Source organism: Pseudodesulfovibrio sediminis (assembly GCF_020886695.1).
Taxonomy (GTDB): domain Bacteria; phylum Desulfobacterota; class Desulfovibrionia; order Desulfovibrionales; family Desulfovibrionaceae; genus Pseudodesulfovibrio; species Pseudodesulfovibrio sediminis.
The window spans coordinates 2,482,229-2,503,052 of the sequence record NZ_AP024485.1 but is presented as its reverse complement, the minus strand read 5'-3'; the positions used below and the strand labels follow the sequence as shown (position 1 = coordinate 2,503,052).

At 57.8% G+C, this 20,824-nt stretch carries 19 protein-coding genes; 7 read left to right on the top strand and 12 right to left on the bottom strand.

Translation table 11 applies throughout. The features are described from left to right. Positions 1-111: 111 nt before the first annotated feature. A complete protein-coding gene (locus SRBAKS_RS12015) occupies positions 112-741 on the top strand; it encodes a chloramphenicol acetyltransferase (RefSeq protein WP_229591137.1) in 630 nt (209 codons plus the stop codon). Between the two features lies 1 nt (position 742). Here SRBAKS_RS12015 and SRBAKS_RS12010 read toward each other — a convergent pair whose 3' ends face one another. The 9 genes from SRBAKS_RS12010 to SRBAKS_RS11970 form a co-directional block, all read right to left on the bottom strand. Next, the gene (locus tag SRBAKS_RS12010; RefSeq protein WP_229591136.1) at positions 743-1,963 is read right to left on the bottom strand and encodes a phosphopentomutase; all 1,221 of its coding nucleotides are present in this window, start codon (positions 1,961-1,963) and stop codon (positions 743-745) included. Beyond that, a complete protein-coding gene (gene deoA / locus SRBAKS_RS12005) occupies positions 1,964-3,298 on the bottom strand; it encodes a thymidine phosphorylase (protein ID WP_229591135.1) in 1,335 nt (444 codons plus the stop codon). 9 nt (positions 3,299-3,307) lie between these two features. Further along, entirely contained in the window at positions 3,308-4,126 is an 819-nt protein-coding gene (gene deoC / locus SRBAKS_RS12000) for a deoxyribose-phosphate aldolase (protein WP_229591134.1), read from the bottom strand. A 2-nt stretch (positions 4,127-4,128) separates the two neighbouring features. Further along, complete coding sequence (locus SRBAKS_RS11995) at positions 4,129-4,533, bottom strand: cytidine deaminase (protein ID WP_229591133.1); 405 nt, start codon at positions 4,531-4,533, stop codon at positions 4,129-4,131. Further along, a complete protein-coding gene (locus SRBAKS_RS11990; protein ID WP_229591132.1) occupies positions 4,534-5,508 on the bottom strand; it encodes an ABC transporter permease in 975 nt (324 codons plus the stop codon). It abuts the gene before it with no gap. Further along, positions 5,505-6,605, bottom strand: a complete 1,101-nt coding sequence (locus SRBAKS_RS11985; protein WP_229591131.1) for an ABC transporter permease — start codon at positions 6,603-6,605, stop codon at positions 5,505-5,507. The genes SRBAKS_RS11990 and SRBAKS_RS11985 overlap by 4 nt, the downstream gene beginning before the upstream one ends. Beyond that, positions 6,606-8,204, bottom strand: a complete 1,599-nt coding sequence (locus SRBAKS_RS11980) for an ABC transporter ATP-binding protein (RefSeq protein WP_229591130.1) — start codon at positions 8,202-8,204, stop codon at positions 6,606-6,608. A 1-nt stretch (position 8,205) separates the two neighbouring features. Beyond that, positions 8,206-9,198: a BMP family lipoprotein gene (locus SRBAKS_RS11975; RefSeq protein WP_229591129.1), complete on the bottom strand. Its 993-nt coding sequence runs from the start codon at positions 9,196-9,198 to the stop codon at positions 8,206-8,208. A gap of 217 nt (positions 9,199-9,415) precedes the next feature. Further along, a complete protein-coding gene (locus tag SRBAKS_RS11970) occupies positions 9,416-10,201 on the bottom strand; it encodes a hypothetical protein (RefSeq protein ID WP_229591128.1) in 786 nt (261 codons plus the stop codon). A gap of 417 nt (positions 10,202-10,618) precedes the next feature. Between SRBAKS_RS11970 and SRBAKS_RS11965 the strand changes: the two genes are divergently transcribed. Beyond that, entirely contained in the window at positions 10,619-10,828 is a 210-nt protein-coding gene (locus SRBAKS_RS11965) for a hypothetical protein (protein WP_229591127.1), read from the top strand. A gap of 143 nt (positions 10,829-10,971) precedes the next feature. Here SRBAKS_RS11965 and SRBAKS_RS11960 read toward each other — a convergent pair whose 3' ends face one another. Continuing rightward, positions 10,972-12,987, bottom strand: a complete 2,016-nt coding sequence (locus SRBAKS_RS11960) for a methyl-accepting chemotaxis protein (RefSeq protein ID WP_229591126.1) — start codon at positions 12,985-12,987, stop codon at positions 10,972-10,974. Positions 12,988-13,249: 262 nt separating this feature from the next. Between SRBAKS_RS11960 and SRBAKS_RS11955 the strand changes: the two genes are divergently transcribed. Together SRBAKS_RS11955 and SRBAKS_RS11950 are read left to right on the top strand one after the other, a co-directional pair. After that, positions 13,250-14,431, top strand: coding sequence for a cystathionine gamma-synthase family protein (locus tag SRBAKS_RS11955; RefSeq protein ID WP_229591125.1), 1,182 nt, complete (start codon positions 13,250-13,252; stop codon positions 14,429-14,431). A gap of 218 nt (positions 14,432-14,649) precedes the next feature. Further along, complete coding sequence (locus tag SRBAKS_RS11950) at positions 14,650-15,648, top strand: ABC transporter substrate-binding protein (RefSeq protein ID WP_229591124.1); 999 nt, start codon at positions 14,650-14,652, stop codon at positions 15,646-15,648. A 38-nt stretch (positions 15,649-15,686) separates the two neighbouring features. Here SRBAKS_RS11950 and SRBAKS_RS11945 read toward each other — a convergent pair whose 3' ends face one another. Together SRBAKS_RS11945 and SRBAKS_RS11940 are read right to left on the bottom strand one after the other, a co-directional pair. After that, the gene (locus tag SRBAKS_RS11945) at positions 15,687-16,271 is read right to left on the bottom strand and encodes a hypothetical protein (protein WP_229591123.1); all 585 of its coding nucleotides are present in this window, start codon (positions 16,269-16,271) and stop codon (positions 15,687-15,689) included. Positions 16,272-16,432: 161 nt separating this feature from the next. Next, a complete protein-coding gene (locus SRBAKS_RS11940) occupies positions 16,433-17,398 on the bottom strand; it encodes an ABC transporter substrate-binding protein (RefSeq protein ID WP_229591122.1) in 966 nt (321 codons plus the stop codon). Between the two features lie 158 nt (positions 17,399-17,556). Here SRBAKS_RS11940 and SRBAKS_RS11935 point away from each other — a divergent pair, with 158 nt between their 5' ends. The 3 genes from SRBAKS_RS11935 to SRBAKS_RS11925 are packed head-to-tail and all read left to right on the top strand — an operon-like array spanning position 17,557 to position 20,496. Beyond that, positions 17,557-18,303, top strand: coding sequence for a (Fe-S)-binding protein (locus SRBAKS_RS11935; protein ID WP_229591121.1), 747 nt, complete (start codon positions 17,557-17,559; stop codon positions 18,301-18,303). A gap of 2 nt (positions 18,304-18,305) precedes the next feature. After that, positions 18,306-19,757 (top strand): LutB/LldF family L-lactate oxidation iron-sulfur protein, encoded by a 1,452-nt coding sequence (locus tag SRBAKS_RS11930; RefSeq protein ID WP_229591120.1) that lies wholly within the window; start codon positions 18,306-18,308, stop codon positions 19,755-19,757. Then, positions 19,750-20,496, top strand: a complete 747-nt coding sequence (locus tag SRBAKS_RS11925; RefSeq protein WP_229591119.1) for a LutC/YkgG family protein — start codon at positions 19,750-19,752, stop codon at positions 20,494-20,496. Before SRBAKS_RS11930 ends, SRBAKS_RS11925 begins: the two co-directional genes overlap by 8 nt. Positions 20,497-20,824: the final 328 nt, after the last annotated feature.

Genomic DNA, 20,824 nt, shown 5'->3' with positions numbered 1-20,824 from the left:
CGACTTTGACACAACGCTGGCATCAACAGCACTGCCGCTGGCCCGAATGAGATGTCGAGATTGTGCGGCCACCCCCTTTACAGAGGCCGACCTGTTTCGTAGATTTCCACCATGAAAACGCTCGATCTGGCCACCTGGCCCCGCAAATCCCTGTATGATTATTTCCGCACCCTGCCCCAGCCTCATGTTTCGGTTACGGCCGATGTGGATGTCACAGGACTGATTACACAGGCAAAACCCGAAGGCGTATCGGTTTTCAATGCGGCTCTGTATGCCGTGATGAAGGCATGCAACGCGATACCTGAATTTCGTCAGCGCATCCAAGGGGACGAGGTCGTGGAGTTCGAACAGGTCCACCCCGCGCCCACGGTCCCCATTGACGGAGATCGGTTCGCGTTCTGTTACTTTGACTACGCCCCAGAGTGGTCGGTCTTCAACGAACATTGCCTGACGGCCATTGAGGTAGGGAAAAAACAGACCGGACTGAAGGATGGGTCTGCCGCGCGCGACGACCTCATCTTCACCACATGCCTGCCGTGGGTGGTGTTCACATCCATGCACCACCCCATCAAGGGACCGGACGACAGCTTCCCGCGTGTAGCCTGGGGCAAGTTCCATGAGCACGACGAACGCTGGCTCATGCCCGTGAACGTACAGGTGCACCATGCCCTGGCCGATGGTATTCACATCGGCAGGTTCTACCAGCTCACACAGGATGCGCTGGACGAATTCGGCGAGTGATCTAGCTCAGGGGGATGGCTTCACCCTCGGGCAGCGGATCGATTCCGAGATGCTCTGCCACGGTCTGGCCAACGTCCGCAAAGGTCGTGCGCATGCCTGCCGAACCGGGGAGTACCCCGGGACCGAACAGGAGCACCGGCACACACTCACGGGTATGGTCCGTGCCTTCCCATGTCGGGTCGCAGCCATGGTCGGCAGTGATGATGACCAGGTCCCCGGGACGCAATGTTCCGGTCAGGCCGGACACACGCTTGTCGAGATTCTCCAGCGCGGTCGCATAGCCCGCGACATTACGGCGATGGCCCCACTCCGAGTCGAACTCCACGAAGTTCACGAAGGTCAGGGAGCCGTCCGGGGCATTCTCGACCTCTTCTTCCAGCAGATCGAACAATCCGTCCGAATCCGGGGCCTTGACCTTTTTGGTGATGCCCTGATGGGCGAAGATATCCGCGATCTTGCCGACGGACACGACTTCGCGGCCCGCTTCCTTGAGCCGGTCCAGCACAGTGGGTGCCGGCGGCGGCAGGGAGTAGTCGCGGCGGTTGGCCGTGCGGGTGAAGGCACCCGGTTCACCAATGAAAGGCCGGGCAATGACGCGCCCTATGTTCATGCCTTCCAGCAGCGTTCGGGCGAGTATGCAGAGTTCAAGGAGCCGTTCCAGGCCAAAGGAATCCTCGTGCGCCGCGATCTGAAAAACCGAATCTGCCGAGGTATAACAGATGGGCTTGCCGGTCGCCATATGCTCTGCTCCGAGTTCAGCTATGATCTCGGTGCCTGAGGCGGCGCAATTGCCGAGGATACCGGGCAGGTTGCCCTGCTCCACGAGCGCGGCGATAAGCTCTTCAGGAAAACTGGGATATTCGGGCGGGAAGTAGCCCCAATCGAAACGGACCGGCACACCCGCCATCTCCCAATGCCCGCTGGGGGTGTCCTTGCCGTGGCTGACCTCGCGGGCTGCGGCGAAACGACCGCGCAGAACCGGAGACTCCAGCCCGGGCGGCACCACGCCGGAGACCAGCTGGGCGGCCAGCCCCATGCCCAGCGAGCTCATGCACGGCAGGTGAAGCGGACCGGATCGCCCGCCTTCCATGTCGGCCCCGCCTCTGGCGCACACCTCGGCAATATGTCCGAGGGTGTCTGCACCGGCGTCACCGAATTTTTCGGCGTCCGGCGCCCAGCCTATGCCGAGCGAGTCGAGCACAAGAATGAAGGCGCGCGCCATTTACAAACCTCCGACAATACGTTCACAGACAACCGGGGCCGGAGCCGGTCTGGCTGGGCCGACGCACACTGTCTTGCGGATGCACAGGGCGGTCTCTTCAGCCTGCTCCTGTGTCCGGGCATAAATCGTACACAGCGGCCTGTCCGGGCTGACTGCGTCGCCGATATTGACGAAGCCGGTCATGCCCACCCCGTAATCAATGTCCTGATCCGCACGGGAACGCCCTCCCCGCATGCCCACCAGCGCCATGCCCACAGCGCGGCAGTCCATGGACGTGACAAACCCGGAGGTTTCGGCATGAACAGCCAGCTCCACCGGGGCCACGTCGAGATGGGCGTGCGCCCGCTCCATGAAGTCTGCCGGTCCGCCCAATGCCGTGACCATCTTTCCAAAGATCTCGGCGGCCGCACCGGACTCCAATGCCGCATTCATCTGCACCATGGCCTGTGCCATGTCATCCGCCACACCGGCCAACAGAAGCATCTCGCCGGTCAACGCCAGGGTCGCCTGCATAAGGCGCGGGTCACGATAGGTTCCATTCAGAAAATCAACGGCCTCCAGCACTTCAAGGGAGTTCCCCACGCTGTGCCCGAGAACCTCGTTCATATCCGTGAGCAGCGCCACCGTGGGCACCCCGGCGCCCGTGGCTACCGTGGCAACAGACTGCGCCAGCTCCTGTGCATCCTCATATCTGCTCATGAACGCGCCGCACCCGAACTTCACGTCCATGACCAGCCCGTTCAATCCGGCTGCCAGTTTCTTGGACAGAATGGACGCGGTGATCAGGTCGACGGACTCCACGGTGGCCGTGACGTCACGCACCCCGTACAACCGCCGATCCGCCGGTGCCAAATCCCCGGTCTGTCCGATGATGGCGCACCCGACGTCCCGAACCACACGGGCAAAAGTTTCGAGATCGGGCCGCGCATTGTAGCCGGGGATGGAATCAAATTTGTCCAGCGTGCCGCCCGTGTGCCCCAGACCGCGCCCGGAGATCATGGGGTTCTTCACACCGCAGGCCGCGGCCAACGGGCCGAGAATGAGGCTGACCTTATCGCCGACACCGCCGGTCGAGTGCTTGTCCACCACGCCCGATTCGATGCCCAGCGAAGGCCAGTCGAGCACAGTGCCGGACTCCTTCATGGCACAGGTGAGATGGATACGTTCCTCCATGGTCATGCCCTGAAAATATACGGCCATGGCAAAGGCGGCCACCTGCCCTTCGGACACGGATTCGTCCGTGATGCCCCGAACCATGGCCTCGATTTCATCCTGTGAGAGCGCATGCCCGTCCCGTTTTTTTCGAATGACTTCCTGGGGTATGAAACAGATCATGACTGGCTCCTAATACTCGGATTGTTCCGCTGTCTCACCGGTAAGCCGCAGCTCGGCCAGCACGTCATTGAGCAGTCCGCTCGCTCCGAAACGCATGGTCCGGGGCGTGGCCCATCCTTGGCCCATGATCCTGTCCGCGAGATACAGAAATCCTGCGGCATCCGACACGGTCTTGAGACCGCCGGACGGCTTGAACCCAAGGACCCTGTTGGTCTTGGGCTGCATCTCACTGATGACCGAGAGCATGACGGCTGCCACGTCCAGAGTCGCGCCGCCCGGCACCTTGCCGGTGGACGTCTTGATAAAATCAGCCCCGGCCAGGATGGCGTCCCGGCTGGCCGCTTCGGTAACACGCAGTGACTGGAGCTGGCTCGTCTCAAGGATGACCTTGAGCTTGACCTCCTCGCCGCAGACCACGCGAACCTGCTGCACCAGCGCAATGGCCGTGTCCTTGTCTCCCGATTTGTACCGCTTGTATGGCAGGACCACATCCACCTCGTTGGCACCGGCCTTGACCTGCTCTCCGGCTTCGGCCACAGCCTTTGCCGCGTCCGGCCCGCCGTGGGGAAAATTGCAGACCGTGGCCACCTGCACGCCGGTCCCTTCCAGCTCCGCGAGGCAGAGAGGCACGAACCGGTCATACACACAGACCGCGGCCACATGCCCTGCCGGGCAGACCGCACGGACGCACAGCGCTTTAATGCGCTCGTCAGTGTCGTCCTCTCCCAGACTGGTCAGGTCCATGGAAGCAAGGGTCCGCAGGGCATATTCCTCATTGGCACAAACCTTTTCAGCCTCGGCCACCAGTTGTTTCAATTGTTCATTCATATCTATATTTTTTTCAGGTTTTCAGGGCCGAACGACTGGGGCAGCAGTTCGTCCATGGTCATGGTCAAAAGCACTTCCTGCTCATTACAGGCGTGGATGATCGTCTGCGGGGTGCTGAACTCGCGAATGCGCTGACGGCATCCGCCGCACGGAGTACACGGCTCAAGGGTAGGGCCGACCACCACAATGACGGAGATGGTCTTTTCGCCCCCGCGCACCATGGCGGAGATGGCCGACTGTTCCGCACAACTGCCAAGGGGATACGCCGCGTTTTCCACATTGCACCCGGTAAAGATGTTGCCGCTGTCCGTGACGATGGCCGCGCCCACCGGATGATTGGAGTACGGCACATGGGCCGTGTTTCGCGCCTCGGTGGCCAAGCGTATGAGTTCCTGTATATCAATCATTTATCGTTCCTTTACATACGGGATGCCATCGGCCTTGGGGGCCACGACCTTGCCCACGAAACCGGCCAGCAGGATCACGGTCATGACATAGGGCAGCATGATGATGAACTGCACCGGGACCTCGCCGACCAAGGGAAGCTCCACACCCTGCAACCGCGCCTGGAGCGCATCGCAGAAGGCGAACAACAGACAGGCGGTAACGGTCAGGCCGGGCTTCCATTTGCCGAAGATCATGGCTGCCAGGGCCAGATATCCCTTTCCGGCGGTCATGTCGCGGATAAAGCTCGCGCCCAGTGCCGTGGACAGCGACGCCCCGGCAAGACCGCACAATGCGCCCGCAATGAGCACGGCCCGATACCGCAGCCATTCCACCGAAATACCGGCGGTATCCACGGCCTCGGGGTTCTCGCCCACAGCCCGGAGCCGAAGACCGAAACGGGTCTTGTAGAGCATCCAGGAGACAAGCGGAATCATGGCAAAGGCCACGTAGGTCAACAGATTGTGTCCACTGATAAGCTCGTAATAGATGGGACCGATCACCGGCACGCCATGGAGCATCTCCGCTCCGGGTAGCGTAATGGACATGAACCGGGAAGCCATCGGCAGAGAAGGGGTGTCGCCGTTGATATGGAAGATGGCGTGCCCCAGGGTCGGGGCCAGTCCGGCGACCACTATATTGATGGCCATGCCCGAGACCACCTGATTGCCCCGGTGGGTGATGCAGGCAAACCCGTGCAGGAGCGCCAACAGCAGGCAGGCGACAACGGCGCAGACAAGACCCAGCCAGACCGAACCGGTCAGATAGGACACGGCACCGGCCACGAACGCGCCGCCGAGCATCTTGCCTTCCAGACCGATGTCGATGACCGCGGCCCGTTCCGAACACAACCCGGCCAATGCGGCCAGAATGAGCGGCGTGGCCATGCGCACGGTGGCGTCGGCCACCAGGAGGAAATAGGTGAAAATATCGGTCATGCTGCCTCCCTTTCCGCCCTGATGAAGAGGCTCTCCAAGCGGCCTCTGTACATATGCTCCAGTGCGCCGGTGAACAGGATCACGAACCCCTGTATGGTCCAGATCATGTCGCGGGTGATGTTGGGCATCTCAAAGGCCACCTCCGCACCCCCTTGAAAGAGCGCGCCCATGAGCAACGAGGCAAGCAGGATGCCCACCGGATGATTGCGGCCCATCAAGGCGATGGCGATGCCCACGAATCCATACCCGTTGGTGAAATTGATGACCACGCGATGCTGGACACCCATAAGCTCGTTCAGCCCGACCAATCCGGCAAGCGCGCCGGAAACCAGCATGGCGATCATGATGGACTTGGCCGGAGATATGCCGCCGTACACGGCCGCATCCGGGTTCTTGCCCACTGCCCGCATCTCATAGCCCCACCGGGTGCGCCAGATGAATATCCAGACACCGAGGCAGCAGAGCAAAGCGATGATCAGTGACAGGTTCAGCGGTGACCGGGCCATCTCGATGCCGAACTTCCCGGCCAGCTCATACAGCTTGGGCATGAAGGCCTGATCCGGAAAATGGGATGTCTCCGGCAGTTGCGAACCGGGCCGCTTGAGCCATTCCACCAGCAGGAAGGTCATGACCGACGAGCCAATGAAGTTGAACATGATGGTGGTAATGACGATATGCGAGCCGCGCTTAGCCTGGAGATAGGCCGGAATGGCAGCCCACGCCGCGCCGAACAGGGCGCCGCCAAGGACCGTGAGCGGCAGGATCATCCAGAACGGCAGGTCGCCCAGATACAGGCAGACCAGACCGATCCCCAGACCGCCGACATAGGCCTGCCCTTCACCGCCGATATTGAACAGATAGCAATGGAAGGCCACGGCCACGGCCAGTCCGGTAAAGATGAAATTGGTGGCGTAGAACAATGTGTAGCCGATGGCCTCGGCATAGCCGAAGGCACCAAATACCAGATACCTGAAAGCATCCACCGGATTCTCGCCCATGGCCAGAATGACCAGACCGGAAACAAGAAATGCGGTCAGCAGGTTCAGGACCGGGATGAGCCCGGCATTGACCCAGCCGGGAAGTTTCTTCTCTGCCATCTAGGCCACCTCCCCTTTGGGCTGTGCGGCTTCCGACGCGGGATCAATACCCGCCATCATCAGCCCGAGCGTACACTCGTCAGCTTCCTCGGCAGTCAGTTCGCCCACGATGCACCCTTCGAACAGGACCAAAATACGGTCGGCCAGCGACAGGATTTCATCCAGCTCCACCGACACCAGGAGCACGCCCTTGCCCTGATCGCGCAGCTCGATGATCCGCTTGTGAATGAACTCGATGGCCCCGATATCCACCCCGCGCGTGGGCTGGCCCACCAGCAGTAGCTCCGGGTCCCGTTCAATCTCGCGGGCCAGGACGATCTTCTGCTGGTTGCCCCCGGAAAAACCGGTGGCCGCCTGCCTGGGGTTGCGTGGCCGCACATCGAATTTGTCCATGTACTCGGCACAAAGCGCGTCCACTTTCTTCAGGTCCATGAGCACCGGCCCGTTGATGTCCGGGCCGTTATGGTAGCCAAGAATGATATTCTCGGCCGCGGTGAAATCCATGACCATCCCGGTGTGATGACGGTCCTCGGCCACATGTCCCACTCCCAGCTCATGCATGCCGAGCGGATTGGTATGTTTGCCGGGACCGGCAATGACCGAACCGAGATAACTGATGGTGCCGCCGGAGACCCGGGACACGCCGGACAGAACTTCCAGCAACTCGGACTGCCCGTTGCCGGACACGCCCGCGATGCCGAGGATTTCGCCCCGCCGCAGGGAAAAGGAAATATCATTGAGCCGGAGAGCGCCGGTCTGGTCGCTGTAGCTCACGCCGTTCACGTCCAGAATACGCTCTCCCGGCGCGGCCTCACCCTTGTCCACCTGAAGCAGGACCTTGCGCCCAACCATGAGTTCGGCCAACTCTTCCTTGCTCGTTTCCGCGGTCCGGCGATGGGCCACCATGGTGCCGCGCCGCATGATGGACACCGTGTCGGTGATCGCCATGATCTCGCGCAGCTTGTGGGTGATGAGAATGACCGTGCGGCCCTGAGAACGCAGGGTATCGAGCATGCGGAACAGCTGGTCCGCTTCCTGGGGCGTGAGTACACCGGTCGGCTCGTCCAGAATCAGGATTTCGGCACCGCGATAGAGCGCCTTGAGGATTTCCACCCGCTGCTGCAATCCCACGGACAGGTCGCCGACGCGTGCATCGAGGTCGACCTCCAGACCATACTCCCGGGCCAGCCGCTCCAACTCGGTTCGTGCATGGGCCAGAGAGGTCTTGATGAGCTTCCCCTCTTCCGCGCCGAGAATGACGTTTTCGAGCACGGTAAAGGGCTCCACCAGCATGAAATGCTGATGCACCATGCCGATGCCCTGCCTGATGGCGTGGGACGGGCTGGTGATCTTCACTTCGCGGCCATGGATCCTGATACGCCCCGAGCTGGCCTGATAAAAGCCATAGAGCATGCCCATCATGGTGGACTTGCCCGCACCGTTTTCTCCCACGATTCCGTGGATGGTGCCGGGCGCAACAGCCATGCACACGTCCCGGTTGGCGTGGACAGGACCAAAAAATTTATTGAGGTCGATCAACTCGACGGCGGGAGGAGAGCCTCCCGCCGCCTTGCCGTCATGTGTGGCATGGTCGGCCATGCTACTTGTCCATGATGTCGAAGTAGTTGGTAACCTTGATCTTGCCGGAGATGATGTCGGCCTTGGCTGCTTCCACCCTGGCTTTCATCTCGTCCGTAATGAGATCCTTGTTGTATTTGTCCAGCGCATAATCCACGCCGCCTTCGGCCAGCCCAAGCTCTTTGACGCCGGCCTTCCAGGTGCCGTCCATGGCGGACTTCATGGCTTCGGCCACGGCCAGATCAACGCGCTTGACCATGGAGGTCAACACGCTACCGGGGTGGATGTAGTTCTGGTTGGAGTCAACGCCGATGGAGAAGCGCTTCAGATCGGCAGCGGCCTGGAGCACGCCCATGCCGGAGCCGCCTGCTGCGGTGAAGATGACGTCCGCACCGCGATCAAACTGGGAGCGGGCCAGCTCACCGGCCTTGATGGGGTCGCCCCAGGCGGCCGGAGTGGTTCCGGTCATGTTCTGGAAAATCTCCACCTTGGGGTTCACGTATTGGGCACCCTCTTTGTAGCCAAGGGCGAACTTGCGAATGAGCGGGACATCCATGCCGCCGACAAAACCGACCTTGCCGGTTTCGGACTTCATGGCTGCCAGCATGCCGACCAGGAAGGAACCTTCATGCTCCTTGAACACGACAGACTGGACGTTGGGCTGATCGACCACCATGTCGACGATGACGAACCTGGTGTCAGGAAATTCGGGAGCGATTTTCTCCAGAGCGGACGCATAGGAGAAGCCGATGACCACGATCAGGTCGCTGCCGCGGGTTGCGAAGCGACGCATGGCCTGCTCGTACTGGGATTCGTTGGTGGGCTCGAAGTCCCGGTAGGCGACACCGGTGTCCTTGGTAAACATCTCTGCGCCCATATGGGCTGACTGGTTGAAAGATTTATCGAACTTGCCGCCCATGTCGTAAATAACGGCGGGCTTGAATGCCAGGGCGTTGCCGGCACAGAGTGCCAGAACCAAGGCAACGACGAGTATCAGGGTAAATTTGCGGGACATTCATCCTCCACGGTTTACGTGAAAAAGCCATATTTTCACACAGTTGACAACAATTGTGCCCAAATCGGTTCGTGTCGGGCTCCATCCTTCCGCGCCGTATTCGAAACCTCATGACGCGACTCACTGACAGAGTGTAGTCAATTATACACGGGGTTGCCAACGAAAAAGGGCCTGTGAAGGAAGTTCGCAGGCCCATTGATGGTGGTGTGTATAGGTATTAATCGAACAGACTGCCGATGGCGCTGCCAATGGCGTCCTTGAGTTCGTTCTTGGTATCCTGACGCGCTTCCTGCCCCAGTTCCTTGGCATCCTGCTCGACCATGGAGTCACCCTGCTCCGTGGACTGCTGTTGCATGGCGGGCTGGGAATTGGACTGCTGCGTGGTGGCAGGCAGTTTGTAATAGGAAGAGTGCAGATTCTTGACCGACAGCTTGGTCAGCCGCATGTCATCGCCGTACCGCAGGATGCCGCCATAGCCCATCTTCTTGGCCTCATCCAGCGAGTCCTTGAACGATTGGCCCAGGGTCTGGGTCAGGGCTTCGGCAAATGCGATCCACCCTTCGGTGAGTTTGCGGACATTGCTATGCGAGCCGAGCACGATCTCGTCGCGGGAGATCTCCTTCCCGTTCTCGAAAACAATAGCGGTGTAGACAGACCCCTTGTATCCGGCCACGGTTTCCGTCCTGCCTGTGTCCTGATAGCGGACATCATAATCATCTTCGCCGCCGCCGAACATGCTGGAGCCGCTCACCATGCCCATCATGGCCCCCATGTCCATGGCTGAACACTGGCCGTTTTCGCAACTGACAGAATACGCCTTGCCGCCGGAAAGCAGCATGTAGGTCGTTTCCGAAGTGTCCATCCGCACATGCTCTGCATCCCGGGTGACGAGCGTCACCATTGAACCATCGGAATAGGTATAGGTTGCGACGACATCAGACGCAGCCAGAGCCGCTGTCGGCATGAACAGGACACAACAAAGAAAAAACAACAATTGACGCATGAGACTCCTCCTCAAGATAATCCCCATTAACAATGCTCCCGCACAAACCAACACCAATTGAAAACACTGTATACATAAATCACGGATTGTTTCAATTGACGGGTCACCCATATAAAACCACAGCTCTATACATCAATCATACTGCCAAAAAAAGACCAAAATGCCAAAATATGCAGAATGCGTATCGCCCCGTCTGTGCAGCGCTGTCACCCTTGCCTCATCCTGCCGACGACTCAACGGCAATACTCCTGTATTCTTCGGCCAATACCCGCAAAAACCACACCTCCACGGTCTAGAACACCCAAAGATCAAAGGGAGATAAAACGGGACAATCCCCCAATTTTCCCACGATTTTTGGGATGGACCGGCGGACGTGTAGGTGGTAGAGGAGGCTCTTCTAACGTTAAAGGAGGTTCCATGTTCAAACTGTTCGCAGGCAACTACAAAAAGGCCGGATTGAACTTCCTCAAGCAGCATACCGTAGGGCAAAGAATCTATTCATATGGCGATGGCGGCGCAAAAATGCAATACTTGAGGGAATGTGGCTACATAGTCTCGGATCAGGTGTCCGAGACCCGCTGGGTCCACAAGATCATCAGCAAGCCCAAAGCCGAAAACGCAGAATAACCGCACAGTCCAACGTCTCGACAGAGACGGACAAAACACAAAAAGTCCACCTCATTCGAGGCGGACTTTTTTATTGAATCAACTGTCCCGACCGTGAAAGCACTCCGCGTGCATTCACCTGCCGGAATCATGCACTCTTTCGGTTAGAATCGCTCAAAGCTGTCATCCATTTCAATGGGGATACCACTGCCCTGGGACGTCCCTTCAATGGCCCGAGGCGCTTCCTTCACGATCATTTGACTGGCCGAAGCACTTGAATTCCCCAGGCGGAAGAACGACATGGCTTTCTCAAGTTCTACTGCCTGCGCCGACATCTGTTCTGCGGTAGAAGCAATTTCTTCGGACGAGCCAGCATTGGCCTGGACCACGCTGTCCAACTGTTGCAATGCCCGATTGATCTCTACTGCACCCGAGTTTTGTTCATTGCTTGCTGCGGTTATTTCCTGAACCAGTTCAGCGGTTTGTTCGATATTCGGGACAATGGAATCAAGCAGCTTGCCCGCCTTGGTGGCAACATCCACCGATTCACTGGAAAGCTCACTGATTTCATTGGCTGCCAGCCCGGACTTCTCGGCAAGCTTGCGTACTTCCGCAGCCACGACCGCAAATCCCTTGCCGTGCTCTCCGGCGCGTGCTGCCTCAATGGCGGCATTCAACGCCAGCAGGTTGGTCTGTCGTGCGATTTCCTCAATGATGGATATTTTTTCGGCAATCTGGCTCATGGAGTTGACGGTTTGACGAACTGCCTCGCCACCCTCCTTGCTTTCCCCTGCGGTCTTGCGGGCAATGCCTTCAGTCCTGCTGGAGCCGTCCGTGTTCTGGCTGATACTTGCAGATATCTCTTCCATGGCAGAGGAGACCTCCTCCACTGCCGAGGCCTGCTCCGTGGCTCCCTGACTCAGACTCTCAGAAGAACTCGCCAGCTCCTCACTGCTTGACGCGACATTGCCCGAAGCCTCCTGAACCTTATAGACGACCTCGCTCAACTTGGCGATCATGGCCGATATGGCAGTGCCCAACTGACCGATTTCATCATTGCGATCGATATTCAACCTGACCGAAAAGTCTCCCTCGGACAAGGCAGTCGCCACATCAGCGCTTTCCTTCATCGCATTTGCAATACGGGAGGCAACAACCAACGTAATCAAGATGGATATTATGACAAAAGCAACTGTCACAAGGATATATATCCAAATAGTTGTGCTTATCACCTCATCCAAACGGACAAGGTTGGCTTCCACTCTGGCCATTTCCATAACACCAAGTTTGTCGATCTTGTCACGCATCGCACCAAAAGCACTTTTGCTTTTCTCCAATTGCGAGACTCTTTCCAGATTTTTGTCGAAATTGGCTCGCGTCAGGTCGACAACTTTCTTGCTCTGCTCTTCCCATGCAGAGAATTGAATGGAAAAGTCCTTGCTCAGTCCTTCGGCCGCATACCCTACGAGCTCTGCTCCTCCAATGACTCGGTCTTTGGTTTGTCCAACGTTCTCGGTGAAGGACTCTGCCAAGGAGTTCACGACCTCTACATCAGTCGCATTTGTGATCAAAAGTTGCGCAACATACGCCTGATACGCGTCACGGTCTGCATTGAGAACCTTTGAAAGGGCTCTCTCCATCCGCATGCGTTCAGCCTGTCCCAGGTTGGGGTCCTGCAATCGCTTATCAATGATCTCGCCGAGATTGTTGATGATATCACGCATGGAATCAAAGGAGGCAAGCGCTGCTGCTTCAGCCTGACCACGGAGAATGTTGGCGCCCAGAGTCTCGTTCGAGAGGGATATGACGGAAGTATTGCTTTCCTTCCATTTGAGGTAGCCTTTCTTGAATTCCTCGAGCGTCCCCATCATATCCTCAGAAAAATTGCTCGAAGGGCCAACAATCCTGTCCCACGCCTGCTTCAGATTTTCGTCACTGGTCTCTTTGGCCGTTTTCAGCTCTTCTCGCGAATGAGCCTCGAAAACTTCCATGACGCCCACCTGAGCCTGATAGGCATCCCGGTCGGCATCAATCATGGTGGCTCGATCCAGATGGAGAGCATTCACCTCTGTCATATCCGAATCAATGACGTAGAAACTCGTCAGGCCAACTCCAAAAATAATAACCATTGCAGCTACAGGTAACCCAACCAGGAGCAGCAACTTCAATTTAATACCCATAACACACTCCCATGTTACTATTTCTCACACAATATAAGTATTAGATCACTTCCATTTTTGTGTCCATTATACTTTTTTTAAAACTTGCTTCTTTTGCGCTAGAGTGTTTTCTAGCAAAGGCCCAGCCTCACCCATCTCTCCCACAAAAAAGCCAAAATAAATGAGCACATGCGTGCTCTTGTCCCTTTCTTTCACTATTGTGAATGGTTTGCATCTTTGATACTGCAAACCAGCTATCACGCTATATCCTGCAGGAGAACAGATGGATAAAACCAACACATATGCCATGGGGACCCAGACTGTCCGGGCCGGAGAAGAAGCATTGTTTGCCGACAACGCGACCCAAGTGCCCGTGGTTCACAGCGTGTCCTTCGGTTATGACGACATGAACGAGTGGTTGGAGGTATCCCAGGGCAAACGCCCCGGACATATTTACACCCGCAACACCAACCCGACCGTGGATGTGTTCGAAGAAAAGGTGCGCGTCCTTGAACAGGGCGAGGCCGCAACCAGCGCCTCATCCGGCATGGGCATCATATCCAATGCGCTTTTCGCCCTGTTGGCCCCCGGAGACCGGGTGGTCTCGGTCAAGGACACCTATGGCGGCACCAACCGCCTCTTCTCCGAGTTCCTGCCGAGGCAAAAGGTTGAGGTCTGCCTGTGTGACACCGTGGACTTCGAAGCGGTCGAAGCCGAGGTCGCCAAAGGATGCGACGTGCTCTATCTGGAGACCCCCACCAATCCGACCATCAAGATTCTCGATCTGGAACGGCTTGCCAGTGCCGGCAAGGCCGTTGGCGCCGTGGTCATGGTGGACAACACCTTTGCCACACCCATAAACCAGAACCCGCTGCTGCTGGGTGCGGACCTGGTTCTGCACAGCGCCACGAAATTTCTGGGCGGCCATGCGGACGCGCTGGGCGGCGTGGCCGTGGGCAGCAAAGAATTGATTTCCACCATAAACAGCTACCGGGAAATCGTCGGCAACGTGCTGGACCCCATGGCCGCCTATCTGCTGCTCAGGGGCATGAAGACACTGAGCCTGCGTATCGAAAGACAAAACGCCAACGCCATGGAGATAGCGCGCTTTCTAGAAGGCCATCCCGGCGTGGTGCAGGTCAATTACCCCGGCCTCACATCGCACCCCGGACACGACATCGCCCGCAAACAGATGCGCGGCTTCGGCGGCGTGCTCAGCTTTGTGGCCAGGGGCAATACCTATGAAGACGCCTGCCATGTTCTGTCTCGACTCAAGCTGGCCCGTCGCGCCGCCAATCTGGGAGCGGTGGAGAGCATCGCCGGTACCCCCGCCACCACGAGCCATGTGGAATGCACGCCGGAAGAACGGCAGGCCATGGGCATCCCCGAGAGCCTTATCCGCTTTTCCACGGGCATCGAAGACGTGGAGGATTTGAAGGCGGATCTGGACCAGGCCCTGCGATAGCGGGCACGCCCGATGCTCGGCTGCCCTGCTTTGAGTGAAAAGGAAAGCGAATGACTTTCAGAATATCCGATTTCGCCAAAATTAATGATTGTCCTTGTCAGGAAAATGCTGCTCAGCTATACAGAAAGCTCTCGCAACCCAAGAAAAAGATGAGATCGCATGTACTTCCTGAGGACACACCCCTCCCTGCCGTTCACTCTGGCAACGAGAGTTTTTTCTTGTTGAATGCAGGGCCGATAAATCGGTTTCTGGTTGCAGTCACTCTTGTGATCGGGGTGCTTGCCAGCGTATCCGCATACGCTGAACAGGCAAGGATTCTCATCGTACACAGCTATCATGAAGATCTACCCTGGGCCGAGCAATGCAATGATGGAATGATGAGTGTATTCGCGGACACCCACAGGCTGAAGCATGTCTATCTTGACACCAAACGGCTTCCCGCGTCGCAATTCCCGGATCAGGTGCAAAAAGCGATGGGCACTTTTCACCAGTTCCAGCCTGATGTGGTCATGCTCGGTGACGACAACGCCCTGCGCCTGCTCGGCCCGACGATCAGTGAAATCGGCACGCCCATCGTGTACTTCGGCATCAACAACAATCCGCGCAACTATTTCGAAGTCATGCCGAAAAATGTCATTGGCATCATTGAGCGCGTCCCCCTGTTTCCCTGGGTGCGTCATCTCAGGCTGATCGCCCCTGAAGCCAAGAACATTCACGTGATCATGGACGACAGCCATACTTCCAAAGCGATCGTCAAGGTCACCTTTGCAGACAGAAAAAGCATTATATTTGACAACAGCACGATCCGGTACACGATCATTGCAAGTTGGTCCGAGTGGCAACGCACTGTGCTGGAGGCGGGACCGGACGACATCTTCATAATGCCCACATTCCATGCCTTAAAGAACGACGCAGGCGAAAACATCCCCAATGATACCGTGGCTTACTGGACTTCAACGAACAGCCCGGTGCCGATCTTCACCCTCCAGGATTATGCGGTGGGCGATACCGGCGCAGTCGGAGCCTTCACCCTCCACGGAATGGAGCACGGACGCATCGCCGCTCTGCTGGTCAACGGTATTCTTGAAGGAAAGGACTTCCCTGAATTGTCACTACTGGCTAAGCAAAAAGGGACGTTTTACTTCAACAAGAAACAACTTCAGCGCTTTGGTCTGACGCTCCCCCGTCACATCGAAATGCAAACCATTTATCGCTGATCCGGCCACTTCCTGCACCGACCGGGAGCGCCTCTTCCCTACTGCACGTCATCAAATTTTTTCCTGACTTCCTCCAGCCCGTCACGGTACCCTTCCGCATCGCCATAATCAAAAAACGTCTTGTATCTGCTGTGCACGGACTTCAGCGGCCTCGCATGCCGAACCGGACACCAGTACTGTTCCGTGCGAGCCGCCACCTCCCGGACAAAGCTCATCAGCCCATTGAAGTAGCCGCAATACATGCAGTTCAGCTTCTCCAGCCAGTTGAGATAACTCAACCCGTGGCGGTCAATGACAATGTACTGGCTGCGCTTCACGCGCGGGATGCCATACACAGGAAAACAAATGACCTGAAAAAGCACGACAACCAGGTCGAGGAACAAGGCCGGAACAAGAGCCAGCCAGATGATCGGGATCGTTAGAATGATGAACAGGCCGGAGTCGTACACATAGTCGGAAAATTTGGTGACCAGCAACTCGTGCTGGAGCTGTACCTCCGCACTGAATCGTATCTTCTTTTTCTCGATGGTATAGAGCAGATTCTCATGCTTCTGAGCCAGCTCCTGCACCAGTTCCTTTTCAAGATCGCTGATTCTTTCAAGCATTTCAGTCAATGTACTCATGGTCACTCTCTGCTGTTTGTTCATGAAAAAGGAAGGCAAAAATACCATAAAGCAGCCCCCGGAGCTACTCACCATATCTCTCGCCGGGGAGCGCTGTGCACAAAAAAAGGTGCCGCCCCTCAAAAAAGGACGGCACCCTGCTGGTGAGCGTAACAAATCGGTTATTTGTGAATGATGTCCGCTTCCTTGATCAGCGCCTCGGGAATGGTGACACCCATTTTTTCGGCTGCGGTGGGGAAGACGTGGAAAGCCAGCTTCTTCTGGAATTCAACAGGCATATCCGCAGGCTTTTCACCATTGAGGATACGGATCGCCATGGCGCCGGTCTGGCGGCCGTGGAGGTAATAATCAAAACCGAGGGCTGCGATCGCGCCTCGTGACACGGAGTCCGTATCCGCAACGAACAGCGGGGTCTGACTGCGACGGCAGACCTTGACCACCACGTCCATGGCCGAAACAACGGTGTTGTCTGTGGGGATGAAGATGGCGTCCACGTTGCCGACCAGGCTGACAGCGGCCTGCTGCACATCCGCCGAGTTGGTCACGGTCGTCTCCACCAGCTCCACACCGCGCTCGGCTGCTGCCGGACGCAACCGCTTCAGGCTGGAAATGGAGTTCACTTCGCCGCCGTTGTAGATGACGCCGAGTTTTTTCAGCTGCGGGAAAAACTTTCTGATCATGTCCAGATGTTCGCCCATGGGCATCTGGTTGGACACTCCGGTAATGTCGCCGCCCGGCTTCTCGTAGTTGGAGACCAGTCCTGCGGCCAGGGGATCGGTGATGGCGGTGAACAGCATGGGTGTTCCGGCAAGTGCGGGCACCTTGTCGTATTGTTTGACACAGGCCTGGGCGGTCGGGGTGGCAATGGCCACGATCATGTCTGGCTTGTCGCCGACGATCTGCGTGGCGATCTGATACACGACGCTCATGTTTCCATGGGCGTTGTAGATTTTGTACTCAACGTCCACGCCGCCTTCTTTGAGCTCGTCCTTGAATCCTTCAAGCACGGCGTCAAGGGCCGGATGTTCAACAAACTGGCTGACCGCGATAACGGCCTTGCCCGCATGGGCGACGGAGGCCACGCACATGATACACACCATGGCGAAGCAGAGGAGACAACGTTTCATGAGACCTCTCAGGGAAAAAAGTAAAAATTGACAAGAGTGCAACATACGCCAAGGCGTTGGCTTTTCTAGCTCAACATGAAACTCCTTGCAAGTTGAGACAAGAGAAGGCACCATCGGCACCTTATTTTCACGCATGACTCCCTTACGATGTAAAAAATATGACAAAACATACCGCCACGCTCTTCATTCAATGCCTTGTGGACAGCCTGAAGCCCGAAATCGGCGACGCCATGGTTCACGTCCTCGACACCCTCGGCGTCTCCATGGTCTACCCGGAAAATCAGACCTGCTGCGGTCAGCCGGCCTTTAACAGCGGCTACCGCCGGGAGGCGACCAAGGCCGCCAGACGCTTCATTGACATTTTTGAAAACCACAATGCCATCGTCTGCCCATCCGGCTCCTGCGTCCACATGGTCCGTCACCACTATCTCGACCTGTTCCGCGACGAGCCGGCCATGCTCGCCCGAGCCAGAAAAGTCGCGGCCAACACCTATGAATTCACCGAATATCTGGTTGATGTCCTTGGCGTCACCGACCCCGGCAGTCAGCTGAACAGCCGCTTTGACGGCTCTGTCACCTACCACGACTCCTGCCACCTCTCGCGAGGACTCGGCATCCGCTCGCAACCCCGCCTGCTGCTGGAGAATATCCCCGGTCTTTCCCTTATTGAGATGGACGAGTCCGACAGGTGTTGCGGCTTCGGCGGCACCTTCAGCGTCAAGTATCCTGAAATCTCCACGGCCATGGTCGACGACAAGATCCAGACCATCCTCGCCACCGGGGCCGATGCCGTTGCCGGGTGCGACGTCAGCTGTCTCATGAATATCGAAGGACGCCTGAGCCGGATCGACTCCCCGGTCCGCGCCCTGCACATCGCCGAAATCCTGGCAAACACCGGAAAATAACCATGCACGAACAGAGCGACAAATCCTATCGGGAACTGGCCAACGAAGCGCTTGGCGACGAACGGCTGCACAGCGCCATCCGCATGATCCAGGACCGTATCGGCAAAGGCACCCGCCACCTCTGGAAGACAGAAATCTCTCAGGAACTCCGCGACAAGGCCAAGAAAGCGCGCATGCGCACCCTGGACAACCTCGACAAGGTGCTCACCACCCTGACAGAAAAAATCCGGGCCAACGGCGGCCATGTCTACTTTGCGAAGACTGCCGAGGACGCCCGCAACTACTGCCTTAAGGTTGCGCAAAAGAACGAAGTGAAGCGCGTGGTCAAAGGCAAGTCCATGACCTCCGCTGAAATCGGCGTGGACCACCTGCTGGAAGCCCACGACATCGAGGTGGTGGAAACCGACCTCGGCGAATTCATCATCCAGCTTGCCCACGACGCACCCTCTCATATCATCGCGCCCTGCATCCATATGGACAAACAGCAGATCGGTCGTCTGTTCGAAAAAGAACTGGGCATCCCCTACTCCGAAGACCCGCCGACCCTGACCAAGGCGGCCCGCAAGGCCCTGCGGGAAAAGCTCCTGTCCGCGGACATGGGCATCTCGGGCTGCAACCTGGCCTGCGCCGAGACCGGCCACATCTCGCTGGTATCCAACGAAGGCAACATCCGCATGTCCACCACCATGCCCAAGGTCCATGTGGCCCTCATGGGCATGGAGCGCGTCATCGCCACCCTGGCCGAGCACGACATGCTCCTGCGCCTGCTCACACGCGGTGCGGCGGCACAGAAAATCTCCACCTACGTCAGCTTTCTGGGCGGGCCGCGCCAGCCCGGAGAACCAGACGGTCCCGAAGAATTTCATCTGGTCATCATCGACAACGGACGCATGAAGATGCTGGCCGACCCCCGGTTTCGCGAAGTGCTGTCCTGCATCCGCTGCGGCAGCTGCCTGAACATCTGCCCGGTCTACGGGCGTATCGGCGGGCACGCGTACAACGCGCCCTATCCCGGTCCCATCGGCGCCGTGGTCATGCCGCTGTTCAACGGCGTCAACAAACACGCCGACCTCTGCCGGGGTGAAAGCCTGTGCGGCGCGTGCAAGGACATCTGTCCGGTCAACAACGACCTGCCGCGCATGCTCTCCGAGCTGCGCCACATGCTCGCCTACGGAGACGAGCAATGGGACGTTGCCCCCGTGGACAAGGGCGAAGCTCTGGCCTTCAAAGGATGGTACGCGGCCATGTCCAGCCGCACGGCCTACAATCTCCTGGTCAAGACGGGACGGCTGGCCCAGGCTCCCTTCGTGAGTGACGGGATGCTCAAAAAAGGCATCGGGCCCCTGGGCAAATGGACAGCTGACCGCGATTTCCCGCCCATTGCCCGACAGACCTTCGGCGAACGATGGAAAACCGTGCACGCTCCGCGACTGAAAGGAGACTCCAATGAATAATGCGGAACAGACCTTCTTCACTCGACTGCGGGACGCTCTGGGCCGGAACAGCTCGACCAGGGCGGTCAGGGAACCGCTCTTCGACTCCCGCGAGCCCGGCGAACTGGATGCATTGCTCGCCCGGACCAACCGCACCCGTAAGGAACGACTGGATCTGCTGGCAACGCTCAAGGAATTTGCCGCGATATTGAATCTCCGGATCCACACGGCTTCATCCACTGACGGGGCAGGCAAAACCATCGCCGAGATAGCCCGGACCACGGACACGGAGTGGGGCGGCGAAAAGCGGATCACCATGCACGACAATCCGCTCCTGCATGGACTGAACCTGGAAGGACACTGCAAGCAGGACGGTATCGCCGTCGATATATCCGCTATTGATCCCGACAAGGACGAACTGACAGAGAAACTGCGCCTGCGCCACCAGGCCGAGGCCGCCTACATGGGCATCACCGGCGCGGACTGGTGTGCCGCCGACTGCGGCGCCATCGCCGTGATGGCAGGACCGGGCCGGGGCAGAGCCACCTCGCTCGTCCCCTCGGTTCACGTGGCCGTCCTGACGCTCGACCAACTGGTGGCCGACCTCCCCGAGCTGTATGCCCAACTGGAAAACCGCGCATCGCTTCCGGTCTCCTTCAATTTCATATCCGGTCCGTCAAAAACCGCAGACATCGAAGCCCACATGGTCCACGGCGCGCACGGCCCCCGCGAAATGCACCTTATCGTGATCACTGAATAGGATGGCCGACTACCAGAATGAACAAAGGCTGATGCGTCCTGCATCAGCCTTTTTTTATGGATCGCCTTAAGGCCCCTTGAATGATACTCGCAAGCATGAAGTAACAAGGGTCATTTGACCTTTCACCAACGCCTGGCAGTCTGAAAAAATCAGACATGAATCCCCCCGCATACTCCTGCAGCACATACGTTTTGGCGATGTTTCAAGAGCGCAAAAGACAGACAATAAAATATTATAACCACTTGAAATGGTGGTGAATATGATTTTTTTGTCGCCCACGATGCGCCCCTGACCCGCATTACAGCCTGTATCTGCAAAAACAAGAATT